We start from the raw sequence: 17,693 nt of genomic DNA on the forward strand, positions 1-17,693 counted from the left end.
CAAATCAAAAAAGAGAAAGGGACCTATCGGTCCCACCAGAAATAACTTTAATACTTTAAAGCGATACATACTTTCTTATACGTTAAAGAAATCGCTGATTTTTCTTTTTAAACGTGCGATAAAAAAACCGTCCGAATGGAAGTGGTGGGGCAGAATCTGCATGTATCCCCTTGATAGGGTCGAATACTTCAAGCGGACGGATTCCGGCATATCCTGCACGAGCCCGCCATCCAGTTCCCAGTCCGCATGTTGATTCAGGAAGTCCTGGATCAGATCTTCATTCTCCTCAGCCTGCACCGTACATGTGCTGTATACCAGCCTGCCTTCGGGCTTCACCAGTTTGGCTGCTGCCTCAAGTATCTCAAGCTGTATGCCTCGGATGGAATTCGTGTCGGAGGCCGTCTTTCTCCATTTGATGTCCGGTTTGCGGCGGATAACCCCGAGCCCGCTGCAGGGGGCGTCAACCAGCACACGGTCGTACATATACCCGGTTAGAATCGTATCGGCATCGACGGCGTTAGCCTGCCTGCCATCGATAATGGAGAGACCCAGCCGCCGGGCGTTATCAGCGATAAGATCAAGCTTGTGCGGGTGAATATCAAGTGCTGTGATTGCACCCTGGTTATTCATCAACTCCGCTATATGCGTTGTTTTGCCGCCGGGTGCTGCGCATGTATCCAGCACAGACATTCCAGGCTTTGGCGCTACGGCGTGTGCAACAAGCATCGAACTTTCATCCTGAACGGTACAGCTTCCCTGTCTGTACGCTGGCAGTGCTGCGATATTGCCCGTTCCCCGGATCACCAGCCCTTCCGGTGCAACGGATGAAGGCTGTACAGAGGCATCTTCAACTTGCTCCTTTATTGCATGGGCCAGCTTGTCCCTATCCGTCTTCAGGCTATTGGCCCGCAGGCTCACCTCAGGCGGCAGGTTGTTCTCCTCGCACATTCTTTCCGTTTCCTCCATGCCATACCGTTTGATCCATTCCGCAACCATCCATTCAGGGTGTGAATGGACAAGCGAAATGCGTTTGGCAGCAGACAGGTTGTTTGGAATCTCAGCCTTTTCCGGCTGCCGTAGGCGGCTGCGCAGTACACCATTTACCATGCCCGCAATTCCCTGATGGCCCCAGGATTTTGCAATTTCAACCGCTTCATGGACAACTGCCCGGTCTGGTATTCGGTCAAGGTAGGAAATCTGATAGAAGCTGATTCGCAGTAGATTGCGTACCCACCCCTCAAGCTTAGCGCTCGGCCGCGATAAATAACGGCTAAGCATCCAGTCGATCGTATTAAGCCGGGTTAGCGTTCCGTACACGAGTTCCGTCACCAGATTCGTGTCGCGGGAGGAAAGGCCGGCATGCGCTAAGGCTTCTTTAAGTTCCAGGTTGCTGTAGGCCTGCTTCTCTTCAACCTGTACCAGTATGTACACCGCCCATTCCCTGGCAGTGGACGGCTTTTTTATTCGCTTACTCATGGATTTGCTCCGTTTCAAATATGGCTCCTGCAGCAAGCGAAGCGCCAGAACCCCGCACATAGTCGCTGACTGGCATGGCCTTTTTGCCGGACGGCTGGACTTCGAGCAAGCGAAGGATACCATTGCCTGTCTGCACGTCAATGCCTTCAGGCGATACCGCAAGTATTTCTCCAGGTGTTCCAGCGCCTTCCTCCTGCTGGACTTGCGCTTGCCATATTTTCATAACCTGTCCCTCTAGCACCGTATACGCCACCGGCCATGGATTCAGTCCACGCACTTGATTAAATAATTGCCGGGCCGATTTATTCCATTGAATCCGTTCATCCTCACGCTTGATATTCCACGCATATGTAACTTTCGCTTCATCCTGTTTAACGGGGTGTATCTCGCAGTTAATTAGTTTGGGCAGCGTCTCAATTAAAAGCTTTGATCCTGCGTCGGCCAGTTTCGTGTGCATCGTGCCCACATTATCATCCTGTCCGATTGGAACACGAACCTGTGAGATAATATCGCCTGCATCAAGCTTCTCCACCATATACATAATGGTTACGCCCGTTTCACTTTTGCCATCCATAATCGCTTTATGAATCGGGGCGCCACCGCGGTATTCCGGGAGGAGAGAGGCATGGACATTGATGCACCCATAGCGGGGATATGCGATAAGCTCTTTCGGTAATATCTGGCCAAAGGCCGCCGTAACAATCAAATCCGGCTTATATTCCAAAATATCCTGCACACCGCTAACTTTGAGTTTTTCGGGCTGCAGCACAGGCAGCCCCAGAAGAAGCGCTGCCTCTTTGACAGGGGGAGCCGCAAGCTGTTTTTTCCGGCCTTTCGGGCGATCCGGCTGGGTCACTACGGCTACGACGTTGTGATCGTTACGAAGCAATTTCTGCAAAGAAGGGACCGCAAAATCAGGGGTCCCCATAAAAACAATTTGCACAGCGTTACACCTCCTCTTAGCGGTCGCTATTTATTCTTCTTTTGGCTTGTATGTTTTGTCCGCAATATCAATAAAAAGCACACCGTTGAGGTGATCGATTTCGTGCTGGATGGCCCGCGCGAGCAAATCCTCGCCTTCTACCATGATTTCATTGCCATTCCGGTCAAAGGCCTTCGCTTTGACCCACTTAGACCGGCGCACATCCCCGTACAGGCCAGGAATGCTGAGACAGCCTTCTGAACCGAACTGTTCCTCCCTGCGTTCCACAATTTCAGGATTAATCATCTCGATTAAGCCAGTGCCCGCATCAATAACGACGACTCGCTTTGTAATGCCAACCTGCGGAGCGGCAAGTCCCACACCTTCCGCGTCATACATGGTTTCCGCCATATCGTCGAGCAACTTGTGAAGATTGGCATTAAACTTGCGAACCGGAATGCATTTTTCGCGAAGCACCGGATCGGGGTGTTTTACAATTACGCGAATACTCATTTGTAGAAAATCCTCCTGCTTATCATTTTTGACCATTATTATCTATATTATATGAGTTACATCATCATTTGCGGGTCAACGTCAACCGTAAGCGCCAGGCCCGTTTTTTTCCGTTCTTCTTCAAATTCCCTTACAAGCGTATGAATACGGCTTATCACGTGGGGATCGTTTTTATATTTTATCATGCATTGAAATCGATATCTATCTTTGATGCGGGAAATGGGTGAGGCTACCGGTCCCAGCAAGAAAGCGCCTGGCGGAATAATTCCACGGAGCCTGCCAGCAAACCACTCGGCTGTTTTAATCACCAGCGGTACACTCTCATGGGCAAATGTAAACAAAACAAGCCTGCAGAATGGTGGATAGTTCTTCTGGTAACGCTGGTTGATCTCCTCATTAAAGAATCCGTTAAAATCATGCTTGCTGGCGTACTGGATGCTGTAGTGCTCGGAGGTGTAGGTCTGGATAATAACGTCGCCCTTCTTCTGGTGGCGGCCCGCCCGTCCCCCAACCTGGGTAAGCAGCTGAAATGTCCGTTCACCCGCACGGAAGTCTGGCAGATTCAACATGCTATCGGCGGCGAGTACACCAACCAGGGTGACGTTTGGAAAATCCAGTCCCTTCGCTATCATCTGTGTGCCAAGCAGAATATCTCCCTTTCCTTCCCGGAAAGCCTGCAGCAATTTTTCATGCGAACCTTTGCGGGAAGTAGTGTCAACATCCATCCGAATCACCCTCACACCCGGAAAGTGACGCGCAAGCTCTTCTTCCACCTTCTGTGTCCCGGTTCCGAAAAACCGGATATGCTCACTGCCGCACTCTGGGCATACGGTTGGCTCTTTTTCCGTGTAGCCGCAATAATGGCAGCGCAGTGTGTGGTTGCTCCGGTGATACGTCAGCGAGATGTCACAGTGCGGGCACTGGGAAACAAAACCGCACGTTCGGCACATAACAAATGTGGAGAAACCCCGCCTGTTCAGAAACAATACCATCTGTTCTTGTTTAGCGAGCCTGTCTTTTATTTTATCCATCAATTCACGGCTGAACATTGTTCGGTTCCCATCCCGCAGCTCTATGCGCATGTCGACAATAGATACATCCGGCATCGGCCTGTTGGCGACCCGCTTCTCCATAGTGAACAGGCGGATTCTTCCCGTGACAGCCTGGTTATACGATTCAAGGGATGGCGTAGCGCTCCCTTGAATGACAACAGCCTGATGGTAGTGGCCCCGGTAATGGGCAACCGTTCTTGCATGATACCGCGGGGTTTCTTCCTGTTTATAGGAACTTTCATGCTCTTCATCGATAATGATGAGGCCCAGGTTTTCAAAAGGAGCGAAAACGGCCGAGCGGGCGCCAATGGCGATTTTCACTTCTCCCCGCCTGATGCGCCGCCACTCATCGTAACGCTCTCCCTGGGAAAGACGGCTGTGCATGACGGCTACCTGATCGCCGAAACGCCCTTTAAACCGGTTTACCATCTGGGGGGTCAGCGAAATCTCAGGCACCAGCAGAATCGCTTCCCGGCTCTCGGCAATGGTTCTTTCCATAATTTCTAAATAAATTTCGGTTTTTCCGCTGCCTGTTACTCCGTGGATTAAACATGGGAAATACGCCTTGCTGGCCATCCCTTCTGCGATCCCCTCTATAACTGCTGCCTGCTGCGGTGTAAACGAGTGCTTGGCAACCGGCTCAAATGTCCTGCCAGCGAAGGGATCCCGGTAATCCTCCTGCTCTCTGCTGTATAAAATGCCCTTATCCAGAAGGGTTTTTACCGTCTGGTGCGAAATCTGCAGCTGGCTGAGCAGCTCCGGTCTGGCAACGGCCCCGTGGTGTCGGGTAAAATAAGCCAGCACTTCTTTCTGGCGCGCTGCGGATTTAGGAAGCTGATTCAGCACCGTTTCCAGTTCGCCAGGTGATACAGCAGGCCCGATTACCGTCACGGTTTTTTTGCCTGCGCGGCCGTCAACCACCTGCTCAACATGAAGCGTTCCTTCGGAGAGGCCTCGCATGACCCATTCATCGGCCGTGATTGCAAACTGCCTGCGTAATTTTTCCCACGCGACAGGCTGCCGTTTCTCGATATAAGCATAAAATTCCTGCTCATCAGGGGGCCTAGCAGCAAGCTGCGCCCCTTCTGCCAGGGAAACCATCTTTTCATAGCTGGAACGAAGGGCAGCCGGAATCATGGACTGCAGGGCGGCATAAAATGTACAAATGTATTTCTCGCTGAGCCAGCGGGCCACCTCGACCATTTCCTTCGTCAGAGGCGGCTCAACATCCAGTACATCGAGGATATCCCTTGTTTTCTTTACTTCCGCTTGTTCAGACAGTTGGACCACAAATCCCTGCAATTTTCTAGGGCCGAATGGGACCGATACCCGGCTTCCGACGTTTATAATGGGACGAAGAACCTGAGGAATGCGATAATCAAAGGGCCTGTCTGTACTCGCGGCCGGTACGTCGACAATGACTCGCGCGTATTCCGGACTACTCAACCTTACCCCTCCGTGCTTCCAGGATGAAATCAAGCAGGCGGTGAGCAAGCTGTGATTTATCCATTTGAGGAAGCGGGTAGGACTCTCCGGTTCTAAGGTAAACCGTCACAATATTGGTATCCACACCGAACCCGGCACCCTCCTGGGACACATTGTTCGCCACAATCATATCCGTGTTCTTACGCTCCATTTTGCCCCGGGCATTGGCCTCAACATCCTGCGTTTCAGCCGCGAAGCCCACCAGGAATTGATGCGTTTTTCGGGCGCCAAGTTCTGCTAAGATGTCCGTGGTCCGCTCCATCTCAATGACCAGGTCTCCAGGCTGCTTTTTCATTTTGTGATCATAGGTCATTTTCGGCCGATAATCGGCTACCGCAGCGGCCTTCACCACCACATCCGCATGCGCATACCGCTTTATCACTTCCCGGAACATATCTTCCGCTGAAACAGCTTCAACAACCTCGACATCTTCGGGCCGCGCGAGGTTCGTTTTCCCGCTAATGAGCGTAACATCAGCGCCGCGTTTTGCCGCTGCTTCCGCTATAGCGTAGCCCATTTTCCCTGAAGAATGATTAGTGAAGAACCGAACAGGGTCGATGGCTTCCCGTGTAGCGCCGGCCGTTACGACCATCTTAATGCCTTGAAGATCCTGGCGAACTTTTAGCAAAGCCGCATCCTTCTGGCATGTGCCTTCTGAGAAAAACGCTTCAATTTGAGCCAGCATATCCATGGGTTCAGCGAGCCTGCCTTTTCCAATCCAGCCGCATGCAAGGTAGCCCTCTTCCGGTTCGATAAACCGGCAGCCCCATGAGGCAAGCTTGCTCATGTTGTCCTGGACTGCAGGATGGGCATACATGTTTACATTCATAGCCGGCGCAATCCAAACAGGCGCCTTGGTTGCAAGAAAGGTAGTGCTTATCATATCATCTGCAATTCCGTTCGCCAGCTTGCCTATCACATTGGCCGTTGCAGGAGCAATCAGCAATAAATCAGCTCTGTCCGCCACATCAATATGGGAGATAACCGATGGATTTGGCTCTTGAAAAGTATCCGTCAGGACAGGATTGCGCACGAGTGCCTGGAAGGTAATCGGCTGGACAAAACGGGTAGCGGACTCCGTCATCAATACCCAGACATCGGCGCCCTTTTGGGTCAGCTTGCTGCATAGATCCGCAATCTTATAGATGGCAATGCCGCCGGTTACTCCGATTACGATTGTTTTTCCCTGCATCATACCTCTAATTCACTCCTAATAAGAAAAACTTTAACAATTTATAGTAAAATACACTTTCCTGTTCAATGAGAAAGCGCATATCCTCCCCGCCGTTATTGGAGCAGTACGGGTATGGATATGCGCTTGATGCCTCTTATTTTAATCTCTCGAACTGAATTTCTCCGGCGTGAAACTCTTCCAAGGACCGTCCCACATATTTGCTTGATACCGGGCGGGCGATTAAAAGTCCTTCGTGTTCACGCATCTGGCGGGCACGCTTGGAGGCGATGCTCACCAATGTGTACTTACTGTCTACTTTCTCAAGCAGCTTGTCTATCGATGGATAAATCATATGTTAACCTCCTCAATCCAATGGCGGTATTTTGCTATTTGTCTTTCCTTCTTCAGGTGTTCAGCGACCAGAATGGCCTGAATGCGGTCACAGGCTTTATGAACTTCGTCATTGACAACCACATAGTTATAGTGCTCCATCAAATCCAGTTCAGCTTTCGCCATCTGCATGCGCCGGTGGATCGTCTCTTCTGATTCTGTCCCCCGGCCGGTAATACGGGTGCGCAGTTCTTTTAAATCCGGCGGCGCCAAGAAAATAAAGATGCCTTCCGGGAATTTCTCCTTAACCTGCAGAGCGCCCTGGACCTCAATTTCCAGTATGACATCCTTGCCCGCATTAAGCGTATCTTCAACAAATTTCCGCGGCGTGCCATAAAAATTACCGACATATTCAGCCCATTCAAGCAGTTCATCCTGTTGGATCATCCGCTCGAATTCTTTATGACTCTTAAAGAAATAATTTACGCCTTCCTTCTCGCCTGCCCTGGGAGTGCGAGTCGTAGCGGAGACTGAGTAGACCAAATCTTTCATAAAAGGCCGGAGCGCAGAGCATACCGTTCCTTTCCCTACCCCGGAGGGGCCCGAAAGAACGAGCAACAACCCTTTTTCTTGCGTCATGATAAACCTCCACTTACTTATTCATCTGACTCATCATCTTTGCTGGTTAATCGATGGGCCACTGTTTCTGGCTGTACCGCCGATAATATCACATGATCGCTATCCGTTACAATAACCGCCCGGGTTCGCCTTCCATAAGTCGCATCGATTAGCATTCCCCGATCCCGGGCTTCCTGAATAATGCGTTTAATAGGTGCAGATTCCGGGCTGACAATGGATATAATGCGGTTTGCTGAAACGATGTTGCCAAAACCAATATTGATGAGTTTAATAGCCATCCCGTGTGCCTCCCTCTTTTCGGAGCAGTTATGCCTATTTTACTTCTTTATTCTATATTTTGCACCTGTTCTTTCACTTTTTCTAGCTCTGCCTTTAGCATGACCACTTTCTGGCTTATATCCAAGTGGTTTGCTTTGGCCCCCATGGTGTTAATCTCGCGGTGGCACTCCTGCACGAGGAAATCGAGCTTCCGCCCTATCGAATCGGGCTCCTCAACAATCTGGAAAAACTGTAAAAAGTGGCTTTTCAAACGGGTCAGTTCTTCCGAAATATCGGCCCGTTCGGCAAATAGCGCCACCTCGTTCAACAACCGCATTTCATCGATCTGCACCTGCTCCTGTATATATTCCTCGATCCGGGCGCGGATGCGTTCCCGATACCCGTCTATGACTTGCGGGGCTAGTTGTTCAATCGCGGTGACAAGCTGCTGCATAAATCCGATCCGCCGCAGGATATCCTCCCGCAAAGCCTGTCCCTCTTTCTTGCGCATGGATACGAGCAACGAAATAGCTTCTTCCACGGCCTCCATTAGCGGAGCACGGTACTTGTTGGGGTCAATCTGCTCCTCCCCCACGCGCACAACATCCGGCAAAGCCATGATCTGCTGGACAGTGATTTCATCTGGCCGATTAAGCATCTCCGACATGCGCCTGGCGACCTCCTGGTACTGTCTGGCTAGCTTCCAGTTTACTTCGAGTGTAACGGACGGGTTTTCGGCTTTCATTACGATAAGAATGTCAACCCGCCCGCGCTTTACTTTTTCCTGTACCGCTTTGCGGACGCTATCCTCAAGAACGTTAAGCTCCCGAGGGAGGCGAATGGATATTTCATTAAAACGGTGGTTAACCGAACGCATTTCCACAAAAAAATGGGCCTGGCCGCTGCGGCGCTCAGCCCGCCCGAAACCCGTCATACTGTAGACCATGCTGCCGCTCCCTTTTTCCATTCACCGGCAAACACTTCTTCTGCCGGTCCTGTCATGTATACAGGGCCATCCAAAGACCACTCAATATGAAGATCGCCGCCCTTCAGGTGAACAAGCACAGAACGATCCATTTTCCCGGCTAGCACCCCGGCAACCGCAGTCGCACAGGCACCGGTTCCGCAGGCAAGCGTCTGTCCACATCCCCTTTCCCATACCCGCATATCGACCTCATTCGCCGAGCGGATCGAGACAAATTCAATGTTAGCCTTACGGGGAAACATCGCATGGTTTTCAAGGAGCGGTCCCCATTCATCAACGGCAAACGACACGGCGTCGTCAACAAAAATTACCGCATGCGGATTACCCATGGATACACCTGTGAAGGCGAAGTGCTGATTTTGGACTGTGATGGGATGCTCAACGATCTGGTTATCAGCAAGTGCAACGGGTATTTCAGGCCCGTGTAGTACCGGTCTGCCCATGTTTACTTTAATGTTTACCGCCTTCCCGCTTTCAACTGTAAGAGAGACATGCTGGATGCCGGCGAGCGTCTCGATTGAAATGTCCATTTTGTCCGTCATATGGTGATCGTATACATACTTCGCAACACAACGGATGGCATTGCCGCACTGCTCGGGTTCAGAGCCATCGGCATTTATAATGCGCATGCAGAAATCCGCCTGCGTGGATGGAAGAATAAATACGAGGCCATCCGCGCCGACTCCAAAATTGCGGTTGCACATCAGTGTAGCCATTTCTCTGGCATGGGAAGGAAGTGTTTCAAAATGGGCAACGACTACAAAGTCGTTGCCCAGTCCATTCATTTTTGTGAAATTCAATTACGCCCCAACCTTTCGTGATTTGCGAGCTTTAAACCTTGCGAAGGAGAAAATTCCAGTAGCAAAGGTCGGAATCGCGGCCCATAGAATAGAAAACACCCATTCGCCAGGTGTCAGCGCCACTGTATTAAAAATCTGCTGCAGAAAAGGCGTATATACAACCGGTAAAACGAGGGCGATCGAAGAGATAACGGCCAGCACCAGCGCTTTATTCTGGAGCGGATTGCGGCTGAAGATCGAAACTTCGCTCCGGCAGTCAAACACGTGAATAAGCTGTGCCATAACGAGTGTGGTGAAGGCTATGGTTTGTGCCCGGATCAGCTCACCTGGATAGGCCTGATAGGTAATCCAGAAGGCGGCCAGTGTCACAAGACCGATCAAAATGCCCCGCGATACAATCTTCCAGGCCAAGCCGTTGGCGAACACGCCTTCAAGCCGGGAGCGTGGCGGGCGCTGCATGGTTGCCTCTTCCGGCTGGTCTACGCCGAGTGCCAGGGCAGGCAGCCCGTCTGTGACCAGGTTAACCCAGAGAATTTGAATTGGAACCAACGGAAGCGGAAGCCCGGCCAACATGGCAAAGAACATTACCATGATCTCCCCGACGTTAGATGCCAGCAAATAACGGATAAACTTTCGGATGTTATCATAAATGGTACGGCCTTCTTCAATGGCTGCTTCAATCGACGCAAAATTATCATCCGCCAGAACAAGGGAAGCTGCTTCTTTCGTTACATCGGTTCCAGTAATCCCCATGGCGATACCAATATCCGCAGATTTAATGGCAGGCGCGTCATTGACACCATCCCCGGTCATTGCAACAACGTGGCCTTTTTTCTGCAGGGCTTTCACTATCCGGAGCTTATGCTCAGGCGAAACCCTCGCATATACACATACCTTTTCTACTATATTATCGAACTCATTATCGGACATATTATATAAATCCTGTCCATTTAATGTCAAGGCGTCCGGGGTAAGAATTCCAAGCTGGGCAGCAATGGCTTCCGCCGTCGTCTGGTGGTCCCCGGTAATCATAACGGTACGTATTCCCGCCTGACGGCATTTTTTTATGGAAAGCTTTACTTCCTCGCGGGGCGGGTCGATCATGCCGGCTAGCCCGACAAAGACCAGATTGCGTTCAGCGCCTCTCTCATCACGGGGTAGTTCTCCTGCATTTAAATCCCTATAGGCTACACCCAGCACACGCAGCGCTTTTTTGGCAAGCGCTTCATTCGAAAGTACAATTTGCCTTCGTATGGTGGGAGTAAGCTGGACAACACGCCCGCCAAGCAGAATATGGGAGCACTTGCCAACTAGCATATCGGGAGCTCCCTTTGCTGCCAGCATCCGCTTGCCGTATGGATCCTGCAGGATAACCGTCATCATTTTGCGCACGGAATCAAATGGAAATTCTCCGATTCGAGTCCACGACGTCTCCACTTCTTCCCGGTTGAGGTTCGCTTTCGCTCCTGCTACCAGCAGCGCTCCTTCTGTTGGATCACCGGTGATGACCCAGTTCTCCTGTGTTTTTTTAAATAGGCCTTTCTTGTCAACCTGCAAATCGAGAACGGCGTTGTTGCAGGCCACACCCAGCTGGAGCATTTTAAAGAGAACTGCGTGGCTCCGCGGCCTTACTTCCCGCTGGTCGAGGGTAAAGGAGCCTTCTGGTGCGTAACCTGTACCGCTTATTTCAAACATCGTTTGGTCCACATACATGTGGGTGATGGTCATCTTATTCTGGGTTAGCGTTCCGGTTTTATCTGAACAGATTATGCTTGCGCTGCCGAGCGTCTCTACAGATGGCAGCTTTCTGACAATCGCGTTGCGCCTGATCATGCGCTGCACGCCTAGCGCGAGTGCAACCGTAACGATGGCGGGAAGTCCCTCGGGAATGGCCGCCACGGCAAGGCTTACACCCGCTAAAAACATGTTATAAATATTTTGGCCGTGCCAGATGCCCACCGCTACAACAAGCGCGGTTAAACCAAGCGCGACGGCGATTAATATTTTGCCGAGCTGTTCCAGCTTGTGCTGCAAGGGTGTCTGCATGGTTTCTGCAGTATTGATCAGGTCTGCTATTTTCCCCATTTCTGTCATCATGCCGGTTGTCACCACAACACCGTACCCGGTGCCAGCGGTAACCATCGTACCCATAAAAGCCATGTTATGCTGGTCACCTAGCGAGATTTGCGAATGCTCCAATGTTTTTATATTTTTTAATACAGGCACCGATTCCCCTGTAAGTGTAGACTCTTCAATATGAAGGCCGTTTGCCTGAATCAGGCGGATGTCAGCCGGTACGCGATCTCCGCTTTCTATATATACGATATCTCCCGGCACGAGGCTCCTAGCCGCAACCTGTTCCAGCTTTCCGCCTCTAATCACGTGGGCGAGCGGGGCGGTTAGTTCCTTTAAAGCGGAGAGGGATTTTTCCGCCCGGGATTCCTGGATGAAACCAAGGATGCCGTTAATGATTACAATGGCAATAATGGCAATCGCATCAATATATTCACCGAGAAATCCGGATATTAAAGTAGCTGCCAGCAGCACGAGCACCATGAAATCCTTGAATTGTCCCAGAAAAAGGGCCAGCAAAGATATTTTTTCTTTTTCTGCGAGTACGTTCTCCCCGATTCCCTCCAATCTCTCACGCGCATCTTCGTTTGATAGACCGTTTTTTACGTTGGTCTTTAGTATTCTTGCAAGCTCGTCTGTTTCGTAGCTGAACCAGTAGTGCTGTTGACTCACTTTGCCGTCCCTCCCATTCCCGTCTTACTTTCCATTAGCTAACTTATTCTGACAAGCTGTAAAAAATGCTATACTGTTAACATTGTAGAAAAACATCGCAGGCCATTCCGCTCTCTCCTTTCCCCACATAGAAGTTTATAAGGCCGCTTTGTGGAACGACGGTCGGACCGGCAAAACATTTGGGTATCTCAGCGATGGAGACAGTTGCCGGTCTATTTCGCCCTCTGTTCCACACGCTCCACACGGGAAAGAAAGGTGCGGAATGTGCCTCACGATGTTTTTCTTGGGTGTTTTGGAACCAAGAAAAGAGGTAGGTGATTTCTTTATGGCCTTTGATGGCATTGTAACGCGAGCCGCTGTTCATGAATTGGCTTCTCTTGTTACCGGGCGCATTACAAAGGTTTACCAGCCCACGGATACAGAGATTGTGATGCAAATTCGGGCTCGAAATGGCAATACACGCCTGCTGCTGTCGGCCAGCCACAGTTTTCCCCGGTTACATATTACGAAGAAAGAGTACCAGAATCCGCTTGAGCCTCCTATGTTCTGCATGCTGCTTCGTAAATACTGTGAGGGAGCGATTATTGAATCGATTACGCAGGCTGGCATGGAACGGATTATTCATATAGATATCAAAAGCCGGGATGAACTTGGCGATGACAGGCGCAAGCGTCTCGTTCTTGAAATTATGGGCCGTCACAGTAACTTAATCTTGCTTGATCCTGAAACCGGCTTGATTCACGATGGCCTGCACCATGTGACGCCTGCGATAAGCCAGCACCGGGTTGTACTTCCCGGACGTCCCTATGTAGCTCCGCCTCCTCAGGACAAAATAAATCCGCTAACGGCGGACTATAACGATTTTATCCGGCTGATCGATTTGAACCAGGGAAAAATCAGCAGGCAAATTGTAGCAAGTTTCGCGGGCATCAGCCCGCTTGTCGCAGATGAAATAGTCTACCGGGCGGGGCTTTCCACCCGCGAAGCGTTGTGGAAAGCCTTTAATACCATAATGGGACCGGTCAAGAACAACAAATATGTGCCAAATATTCAATTCGGCGATAAAACAGCTTTCTCCGTGATCCAGCTAACCCAGTTTACGAGCGGCACGAACGAAGTATTCGGCACGGTAAGCGAATGCCTGGAAGCCTTTTACCACGGAAAAGCGCAGCGCGACGCCGTTAAACAAAAACTGCATGATCTTATCCGGTTCGTCAGCAACGAACGCAATAAAAACGCAAAAAAAATCGAAAAGCTGAAGCTGACCCTTGAAGAAGCGGAAGATGCCAAACGATTTCAGCAGTTCGGTGAATTGATTACCGCAAATATTTATCAGCTTGAGCGGGGCCAAACGGAGGCAAACGTGTTAAACTATTATAAGGAAGACGCACCAATTGTGTCGATTCCCCTCGATCCCGCACTCACACCCTCCGAAAACGCGCAGGCTTATTTCAAGAAATATACGAAGGCAAAGAACAGCGTGGCTATTGTAGGTGATCAAATCGAGCATGCGAGAAAGGAAATAGCTTACTTTGATACCATTTTACAGCAAATCGAAGGGGCCGGCTTACAGGATATTGAAGAAATACGAGAAGAATTGATCGAGCAGGGGTATATCAGGGCTCGGCATGCGAAAAACAACCGCAAAGCAAAACCGAAGGCCCCTGTCATTGCACAGTACACATCCAGCGAGGGCATTCCGATTTATGTCGGTAAAAACAACCGGCAAAACGATTACCTGACCAGCAAAGTCGCCGGCAGCGAGGATACCTGGCTGCATACGAAAGACATACCGGGTTCCCATGTTGTGATTAAATCCGCTTCTTATGGAGAAGCAACGCTTCATGAAGCAGCGCAGTTGGCCGCCTACTTCAGCAAAGGACGGGAGTCCAGCCAGGTGCCTGTTGATTACACGCTGGTTCGCCATGTCAAAAAACCCAAAGGAGCAAAACCCGGCTTTGTCATTTATGAGCAGCAAAAAACGCTGTTCGTAACACCGGATGAATCGGTAATCCGGAATTTAGCGGATAAGTAGAACTAGCTTAATGAGGAAACAGTATGTCAAATAATTCATTTTTAAAAGGTACGCTGATCCTAACCCTGGCAGCGGTCGTGGCAAGGCTGCTGGGCGTTGTCCAGCGCGTGCCGCTGCAGCACATTATGGGCAATGACGGCATGAATTTATACAGCATTTCTTACAACATCTATAACCTTTTGTTTACGATTGCCACCCTTGGCATCCCAAGCGCTTTAAGCAAGCAGGTGGCCGGTTACAATGCACTGGGAAGGTATCATGAAGCCTTCCAAACGTACCGGGCTGCCCGCAACTTTACGCTGGTAGGAGGCGTCTTTATGGCGCTTCTGTTATATCTCGCCGCTCCCTTTTATGCAGATTGGGTCCTGGCCCCGGAAGCAGAGAAGGCTATCAAAGCGATTGCGCCTACGCTGCTATTCTTTCCGGTTATTTCAATTATGCGCGGGTACTTTCAGGGACAGCAGATTATGCACCCGACTGGCATTTCGCAAATAAACGAACAAATCCTGCGCGTGGTAACAGCCGTGGTTTTTCCAATTGTCCTGCTCCATATCGGGTACAACAAGGATGTAGCGGTTGCCGGTGCTTCCTTTGGCGCATTTACTGGAAGCATTGCAGCGCTTGCCGTGATGATGTATTTCTACAAGAAACACAGACCGGACCAGAAGAGAAAACTTGCCACACAGCGATCTTACAGCATTCTGCCGCTGCGTGAAATCTATGGTAAATTATTCAGGCTATCCGTACCGATTACGCTGTCAGCACTGGCCGTACCGCTGCTTTACTTCATCGATTCGTCCACAGGGCTGCGCCTGCTGACTCCGGTACAGGAACGCGTGAATTTCACGATTAACAGCCAATCAGCCATCGTTGCAGGCCAGAGCCTCACGCTGCCTGCAGCTCCCTATCTCGACCACAATGTGGCGATGGTTCCGTTCGACAGTGTTGGAAAGGCGCTGGGCGCCCGCATTAGCTGGAACGAGTCGCGGCAAATGGTTCATTATGTGCGCGGAAAAACCGATGTCTGGCTTACCCTAAAAAAGCCAGTTGTCGTCAACGGAAAAAATCTTGGCATGTTTCAACCTAATAAATATAAGGGTTCCGTGCCGATGGTTCCGCAGCGATTTTTTACCGATCAGCTGCAAGGTTATAACCAGGCTATGGAATTGAATGGAATTCTATCCGGCAGTGCGCAGTCGCTGGCTGGATTGCCGATTATCCTCGCCACGGCGCTCAGCATGTCCATTATCCCGGTCGTTTCTGCCGCTCATTCGCGCAGAGACCGCCGGGAAGTCCAGCGCATGAGTTCGCTCGCGCTGCGCATGTCGCTTCTAACAGGGGTGCCCGCCGCTCTGTACCTAACGGTTGCCGCTTATCCTGTGAATGGGTTTTTGTTTAAAAACTCGAGTGAGATTTTCACGACCGCTTCAGGTATCATTGCGGCCTTGTGCTTCGGCACCATTTTTCAAATTATGATGATGACCTCCAGCGGCATTTTGCAGGGGCTGGGCCGCAGTCACCTGCCAATGCTGCATGTGGCAATCGGTGTGCTGATTAAATGGATTGGAAACTATATTTTTGCCCCTCTATTCGGTATATATGGCATCATTCTGGCCACGACACTTTGCTTTGTAGTCGTGATGGTGTTAAATATGCGTTCGATAAACAGGTATACGAAGCTTTCAATACTGGGGAAAAAGTGGAGAGGATTTCTCGTTTCTTGCTTTGCGATGGTATTGGTAGGCTGGGTAATTGTCGAGATGGGGTTACGTATAAGGCCCTCTATCCCTTTGCCTAATTTCTTGTTTTATGGCCTCGAATCTTGCATAATCGCTCTTGTCAGCCTCTCAGCGTATGGCATAGGCCTCTTCTGGCTTAACGGGATCGATATCCGTGAAATTCAGTATCTGCCAGGCGTCTTCCAGCGTGTGTACCACGTGTTGTCGCGCTACCGGATTCTTCCTGCCTTTATTGAACAGCAAAAGAGTGGACTTCATTAATGCGTCCACTCTTTTGTCAAGCCATATGCTCGTTATCCGAAAGCTTCTTAAGTAGATTATCTATTTCATGTATTTCAAGCTGGATTTGTTTTACCATCGGGTTATCAGCTGCTTCTTCTTTATTCTCAAGCAGTTCGGATATAAACTCTTTCCAGTTCTTATGCGACAAATATAGCGCTTCCCACTCTTTCTTATCCATCTCATAATCCGCCCTCTCTACTGCTGTATACACGGTTATGGTTTTTCGATAGGCATGTATGAGAGTGCTTCTCTGTTTTATTCTTCTTCTGGCGCGTAGAAATCGAAATCCATACCTTCTTGCTTTATGTTTATTATTTACCACTTGACAGTATGCTAAAACAGCATTCCTCAATTTCCAAAAAATGCAAAGGACCTGCTCACCATATGAGCTAGGTCCTTGTTTTATACAGAAAGAAATTATATGTTACTATAAAGCATTAAAGTAACATGTAATTTCTTAAATGGGACCATATGGTCCCCAAAATGCTAAAGAAAAACATCGCGAGGCAATGCCGGCTCCTTTCTTTCCCCTTTAGGAGCATCTGGAACAGAGGGCGAAAAATCTTCTGCGGGGGGAAAGGACAGAGCGGCATGTCCGCGATGTTTATTCTTACCTGTATTCTTCCGGGTACTTCCGCCAGGCCGCAAGTGCATCTATCTGCTCGGATTTTATAATCCCTGCCTCACCTGCTGTTTCCAGTAAAGCGGTGTAATGGCTGAGCGTTTGGAATATAAGGCCTGCTTGTTCGAAGGCCTGCTCAGCCCGGGGAAATTGATAGGAGAAAATGGCCAGTACGCTAACAACTTGCCCGCCAGCGTCCTGTATGGCCTTAGCTGCTTCAATAGAGCTTCCGCCTGTCGAAATTAAATCTTCAATGACAATCGTTTTCGCACCTTCAGCAAGCCTTCCCTCAATCTGATTTCCTTTTCCATGGCCTTTTGGTTTGGAGCGAATATAAATCATCGGAAGATTTAATTCTTCCGCCAGCCAGGCTGCATGAGGAATGCCTGCTGTGGCGGTTCCGGCTATGACTTCTGTTTCCGGGAATTGTTCCCGTACGATAGAGGCAAATGACCGGCAAATTAAGCGGCGGACTTCAGGGTAAGACATGGTCAGCCTATTGTCACAATATATGGGGCTTTTAATTCCTGAAGTCCATGTGAATGGTTCATCCGGCCTCAGGGATACGGCTTCTATTCGCAAAAGTTCTTCCGCAATTTTACGGGCTGTACTCATATGTCTCACACTGCCTTTCAT

Annotated in this window: 15 protein-coding genes; 2 read left to right on the forward strand and 13 right to left on the reverse strand. The window is 50.0% G+C overall.

Going from position 1 to position 17,693, the window contains the following annotated elements; translation table 11 throughout:
* Window positions 1–75: 75 nt before the first annotated feature.
* From rsmB to PP175_RS16725, 11 genes are all read right to left on the reverse strand, one after another.
* Window positions 76–1,476, reverse strand: a complete 1,401-nt coding sequence (rsmB, locus tag PP175_RS16675) for a 16S rRNA (cytosine(967)-C(5))-methyltransferase RsmB (RefSeq protein ID WP_272439441.1) — start codon at window positions 1,474–1,476, stop codon at window positions 76–78.
* Window positions 1,469–2,404 carry a methionyl-tRNA formyltransferase gene (gene fmt, locus PP175_RS16680; RefSeq protein WP_272443297.1) on the reverse strand — a complete coding sequence of 312 codons (936 nt, stop codon included), beginning with the start codon at window positions 2,402–2,404 and terminating at the stop codon, window positions 1,469–1,471. Before fmt ends, rsmB begins: the two co-directional genes overlap by 8 nt.
* A gap of 45 nt (window positions 2,405–2,449) precedes the next feature.
* Complete coding sequence (gene def / locus PP175_RS16685; RefSeq protein WP_272439442.1) at window positions 2,450–2,911, reverse strand: peptide deformylase; 462 nt, start codon at window positions 2,909–2,911, stop codon at window positions 2,450–2,452.
* Window positions 2,912–2,967: 56 nt separating this feature from the next.
* The gene (gene priA / locus PP175_RS16690; RefSeq protein ID WP_272439443.1) at window positions 2,968–5,409 is read right to left on the reverse strand and encodes a primosomal protein N'; all 2,442 of its coding nucleotides are present in this window, start codon (window positions 5,407–5,409) and stop codon (window positions 2,968–2,970) included.
* Window positions 5,402–6,643 carry a bifunctional phosphopantothenoylcysteine decarboxylase/phosphopantothenate--cysteine ligase CoaBC gene (coaBC, locus tag PP175_RS16695; protein WP_272439444.1) on the reverse strand — a complete coding sequence of 414 codons (1,242 nt, stop codon included), beginning with the start codon at window positions 6,641–6,643 and terminating at the stop codon, window positions 5,402–5,404. The genes priA and coaBC overlap by 8 nt, the downstream gene beginning before the upstream one ends.
* Before the next feature lie 133 nt (window positions 6,644–6,776).
* The gene (rpoZ, locus tag PP175_RS16700) at window positions 6,777–6,974 is read right to left on the reverse strand and encodes a DNA-directed RNA polymerase subunit omega (protein WP_272439445.1); all 198 of its coding nucleotides are present in this window, start codon (window positions 6,972–6,974) and stop codon (window positions 6,777–6,779) included.
* Window positions 6,971–7,591, reverse strand: coding sequence for a guanylate kinase (gene gmk / locus PP175_RS16705; protein ID WP_442870386.1), 621 nt, complete (start codon window positions 7,589–7,591; stop codon window positions 6,971–6,973). The genes rpoZ and gmk overlap by 4 nt, the downstream gene beginning before the upstream one ends.
* A gap of 17 nt (window positions 7,592–7,608) precedes the next feature.
* Window positions 7,609–7,869 (reverse strand): extracellular matrix/biofilm regulator RemA, encoded by a 261-nt coding sequence (remA, locus tag PP175_RS16710; protein ID WP_272439446.1) that lies wholly within the window; start codon window positions 7,867–7,869, stop codon window positions 7,609–7,611.
* Between the two features lie 47 nt (window positions 7,870–7,916).
* On the reverse strand, window positions 7,917–8,795 hold the full coding sequence (locus PP175_RS16715) for a YicC/YloC family endoribonuclease (protein WP_272439447.1): 879 nt from the start codon (window positions 8,793–8,795) through the stop codon (window positions 7,917–7,919).
* A complete protein-coding gene (gene dapF, locus PP175_RS16720; RefSeq protein ID WP_272439448.1) occupies window positions 8,780–9,634 on the reverse strand; it encodes a diaminopimelate epimerase in 855 nt (284 codons plus the stop codon). The genes PP175_RS16715 and dapF overlap by 16 nt, the downstream gene beginning before the upstream one ends.
* Window positions 9,635–12,379: a calcium-translocating P-type ATPase, SERCA-type gene (locus tag PP175_RS16725; protein WP_272439449.1), complete on the reverse strand. Its 2,745-nt coding sequence runs from the start codon at window positions 12,377–12,379 to the stop codon at window positions 9,635–9,637.
* A gap of 325 nt (window positions 12,380–12,704) precedes the next feature.
* Here PP175_RS16725 and PP175_RS16730 point away from each other — a divergent pair, with 325 nt between their 5' ends.
* Complete coding sequence (locus PP175_RS16730; protein WP_272439450.1) at window positions 12,705–14,414, forward strand: Rqc2 family fibronectin-binding protein; 1,710 nt, start codon at window positions 12,705–12,707, stop codon at window positions 14,412–14,414.
* 23 nt (window positions 14,415–14,437) lie between these two features.
* The gene (locus PP175_RS16735) at window positions 14,438–16,414 is read left to right on the forward strand and encodes an oligosaccharide flippase family protein (RefSeq protein WP_272439451.1); all 1,977 of its coding nucleotides are present in this window, start codon (window positions 14,438–14,440) and stop codon (window positions 16,412–16,414) included.
* A 16-nt stretch (window positions 16,415–16,430) separates the two neighbouring features.
* Here the strand turns inward: PP175_RS16735 and PP175_RS16740 are convergent, their stop codons facing one another.
* Both PP175_RS16740 and pyrE read right to left on the reverse strand, forming a co-directional pair.
* Entirely contained in the window at window positions 16,431–16,613 is a 183-nt protein-coding gene (locus tag PP175_RS16740) for a hypothetical protein (protein WP_272439452.1), read from the reverse strand.
* Between the two features lie 432 nt (window positions 16,614–17,045).
* Entirely contained in the window at window positions 17,046–17,672 is a 627-nt protein-coding gene (pyrE, locus tag PP175_RS16745) for an orotate phosphoribosyltransferase (RefSeq protein WP_272439453.1), read from the reverse strand.
* Between the last annotated feature and the right edge of the window lie 21 nt (window positions 17,673–17,693).

The sequence above is a fragment of the Aneurinibacillus sp. Ricciae_BoGa-3 genome (assembly GCF_028421645.1).
In the GTDB taxonomy this organism is placed as follows: Bacteria; Bacillota; Bacilli; order Aneurinibacillales; family Aneurinibacillaceae; genus Aneurinibacillus_B.

Excerpts from the sequence above, each read along its gene's own strand:
- fmt (WP_272443297.1), bottom strand. The coding sequence starts at position 2,404 with ATGGGGACCCCTGATTTTGCGGTCCCTTCTTTGCAGAAATTGCTTCGT.
- rpoZ (WP_272439445.1), bottom strand. The coding sequence starts at position 6,974 with ATGATTTATCCATCGATAGACAAGCTGCTTGAGAAAGTAGACAGTAAG.
- rsmB (WP_272439441.1), bottom strand. The coding sequence starts at position 1,476 with ATGAGTAAGCGAATAAAAAAGCCGTCCACTGCCAGGGAATGGGCGGTG.
- PP175_RS16740 (WP_272439452.1), bottom strand. The coding sequence starts at position 16,613 with ATGGATAAGAAAGAGTGGGAAGCGCTATATTTGTCGCATAAGAACTGG.
- PP175_RS16715 (WP_272439447.1), bottom strand. The coding sequence starts at position 8,795 with ATGGTCTACAGTATGACGGGTTTCGGGCGGGCTGAGCGCCGCAGCGGC.
- def (WP_272439442.1), bottom strand. The coding sequence starts at position 2,911 with ATGAGTATTCGCGTAATTGTAAAACACCCCGATCCGGTGCTTCGCGAA.
- PP175_RS16735 (WP_272439451.1), top strand. The coding sequence starts at position 14,438 with ATGTCAAATAATTCATTTTTAAAAGGTACGCTGATCCTAACCCTGGCA.
- PP175_RS16730 (WP_272439450.1), top strand. The coding sequence starts at position 12,705 with ATGGCCTTTGATGGCATTGTAACGCGAGCCGCTGTTCATGAATTGGCT.
- coaBC (WP_272439444.1), bottom strand. The coding sequence starts at position 6,643 with ATGATGCAGGGAAAAACAATCGTAATCGGAGTAACCGGCGGCATTGCC.
- gmk (WP_442870386.1), bottom strand. The coding sequence starts at position 7,591 with ATGACGCAAGAAAAAGGGTTGTTGCTCGTTCTTTCGGGCCCCTCCGGG.
- pyrE (WP_272439453.1), bottom strand. The coding sequence starts at position 17,672 with ATGAGTACAGCCCGTAAAATTGCGGAAGAACTTTTGCGAATAGAAGCC.
- remA (WP_272439446.1), bottom strand. The coding sequence starts at position 7,869 with ATGGCTATTAAACTCATCAATATTGGTTTTGGCAACATCGTTTCAGCA.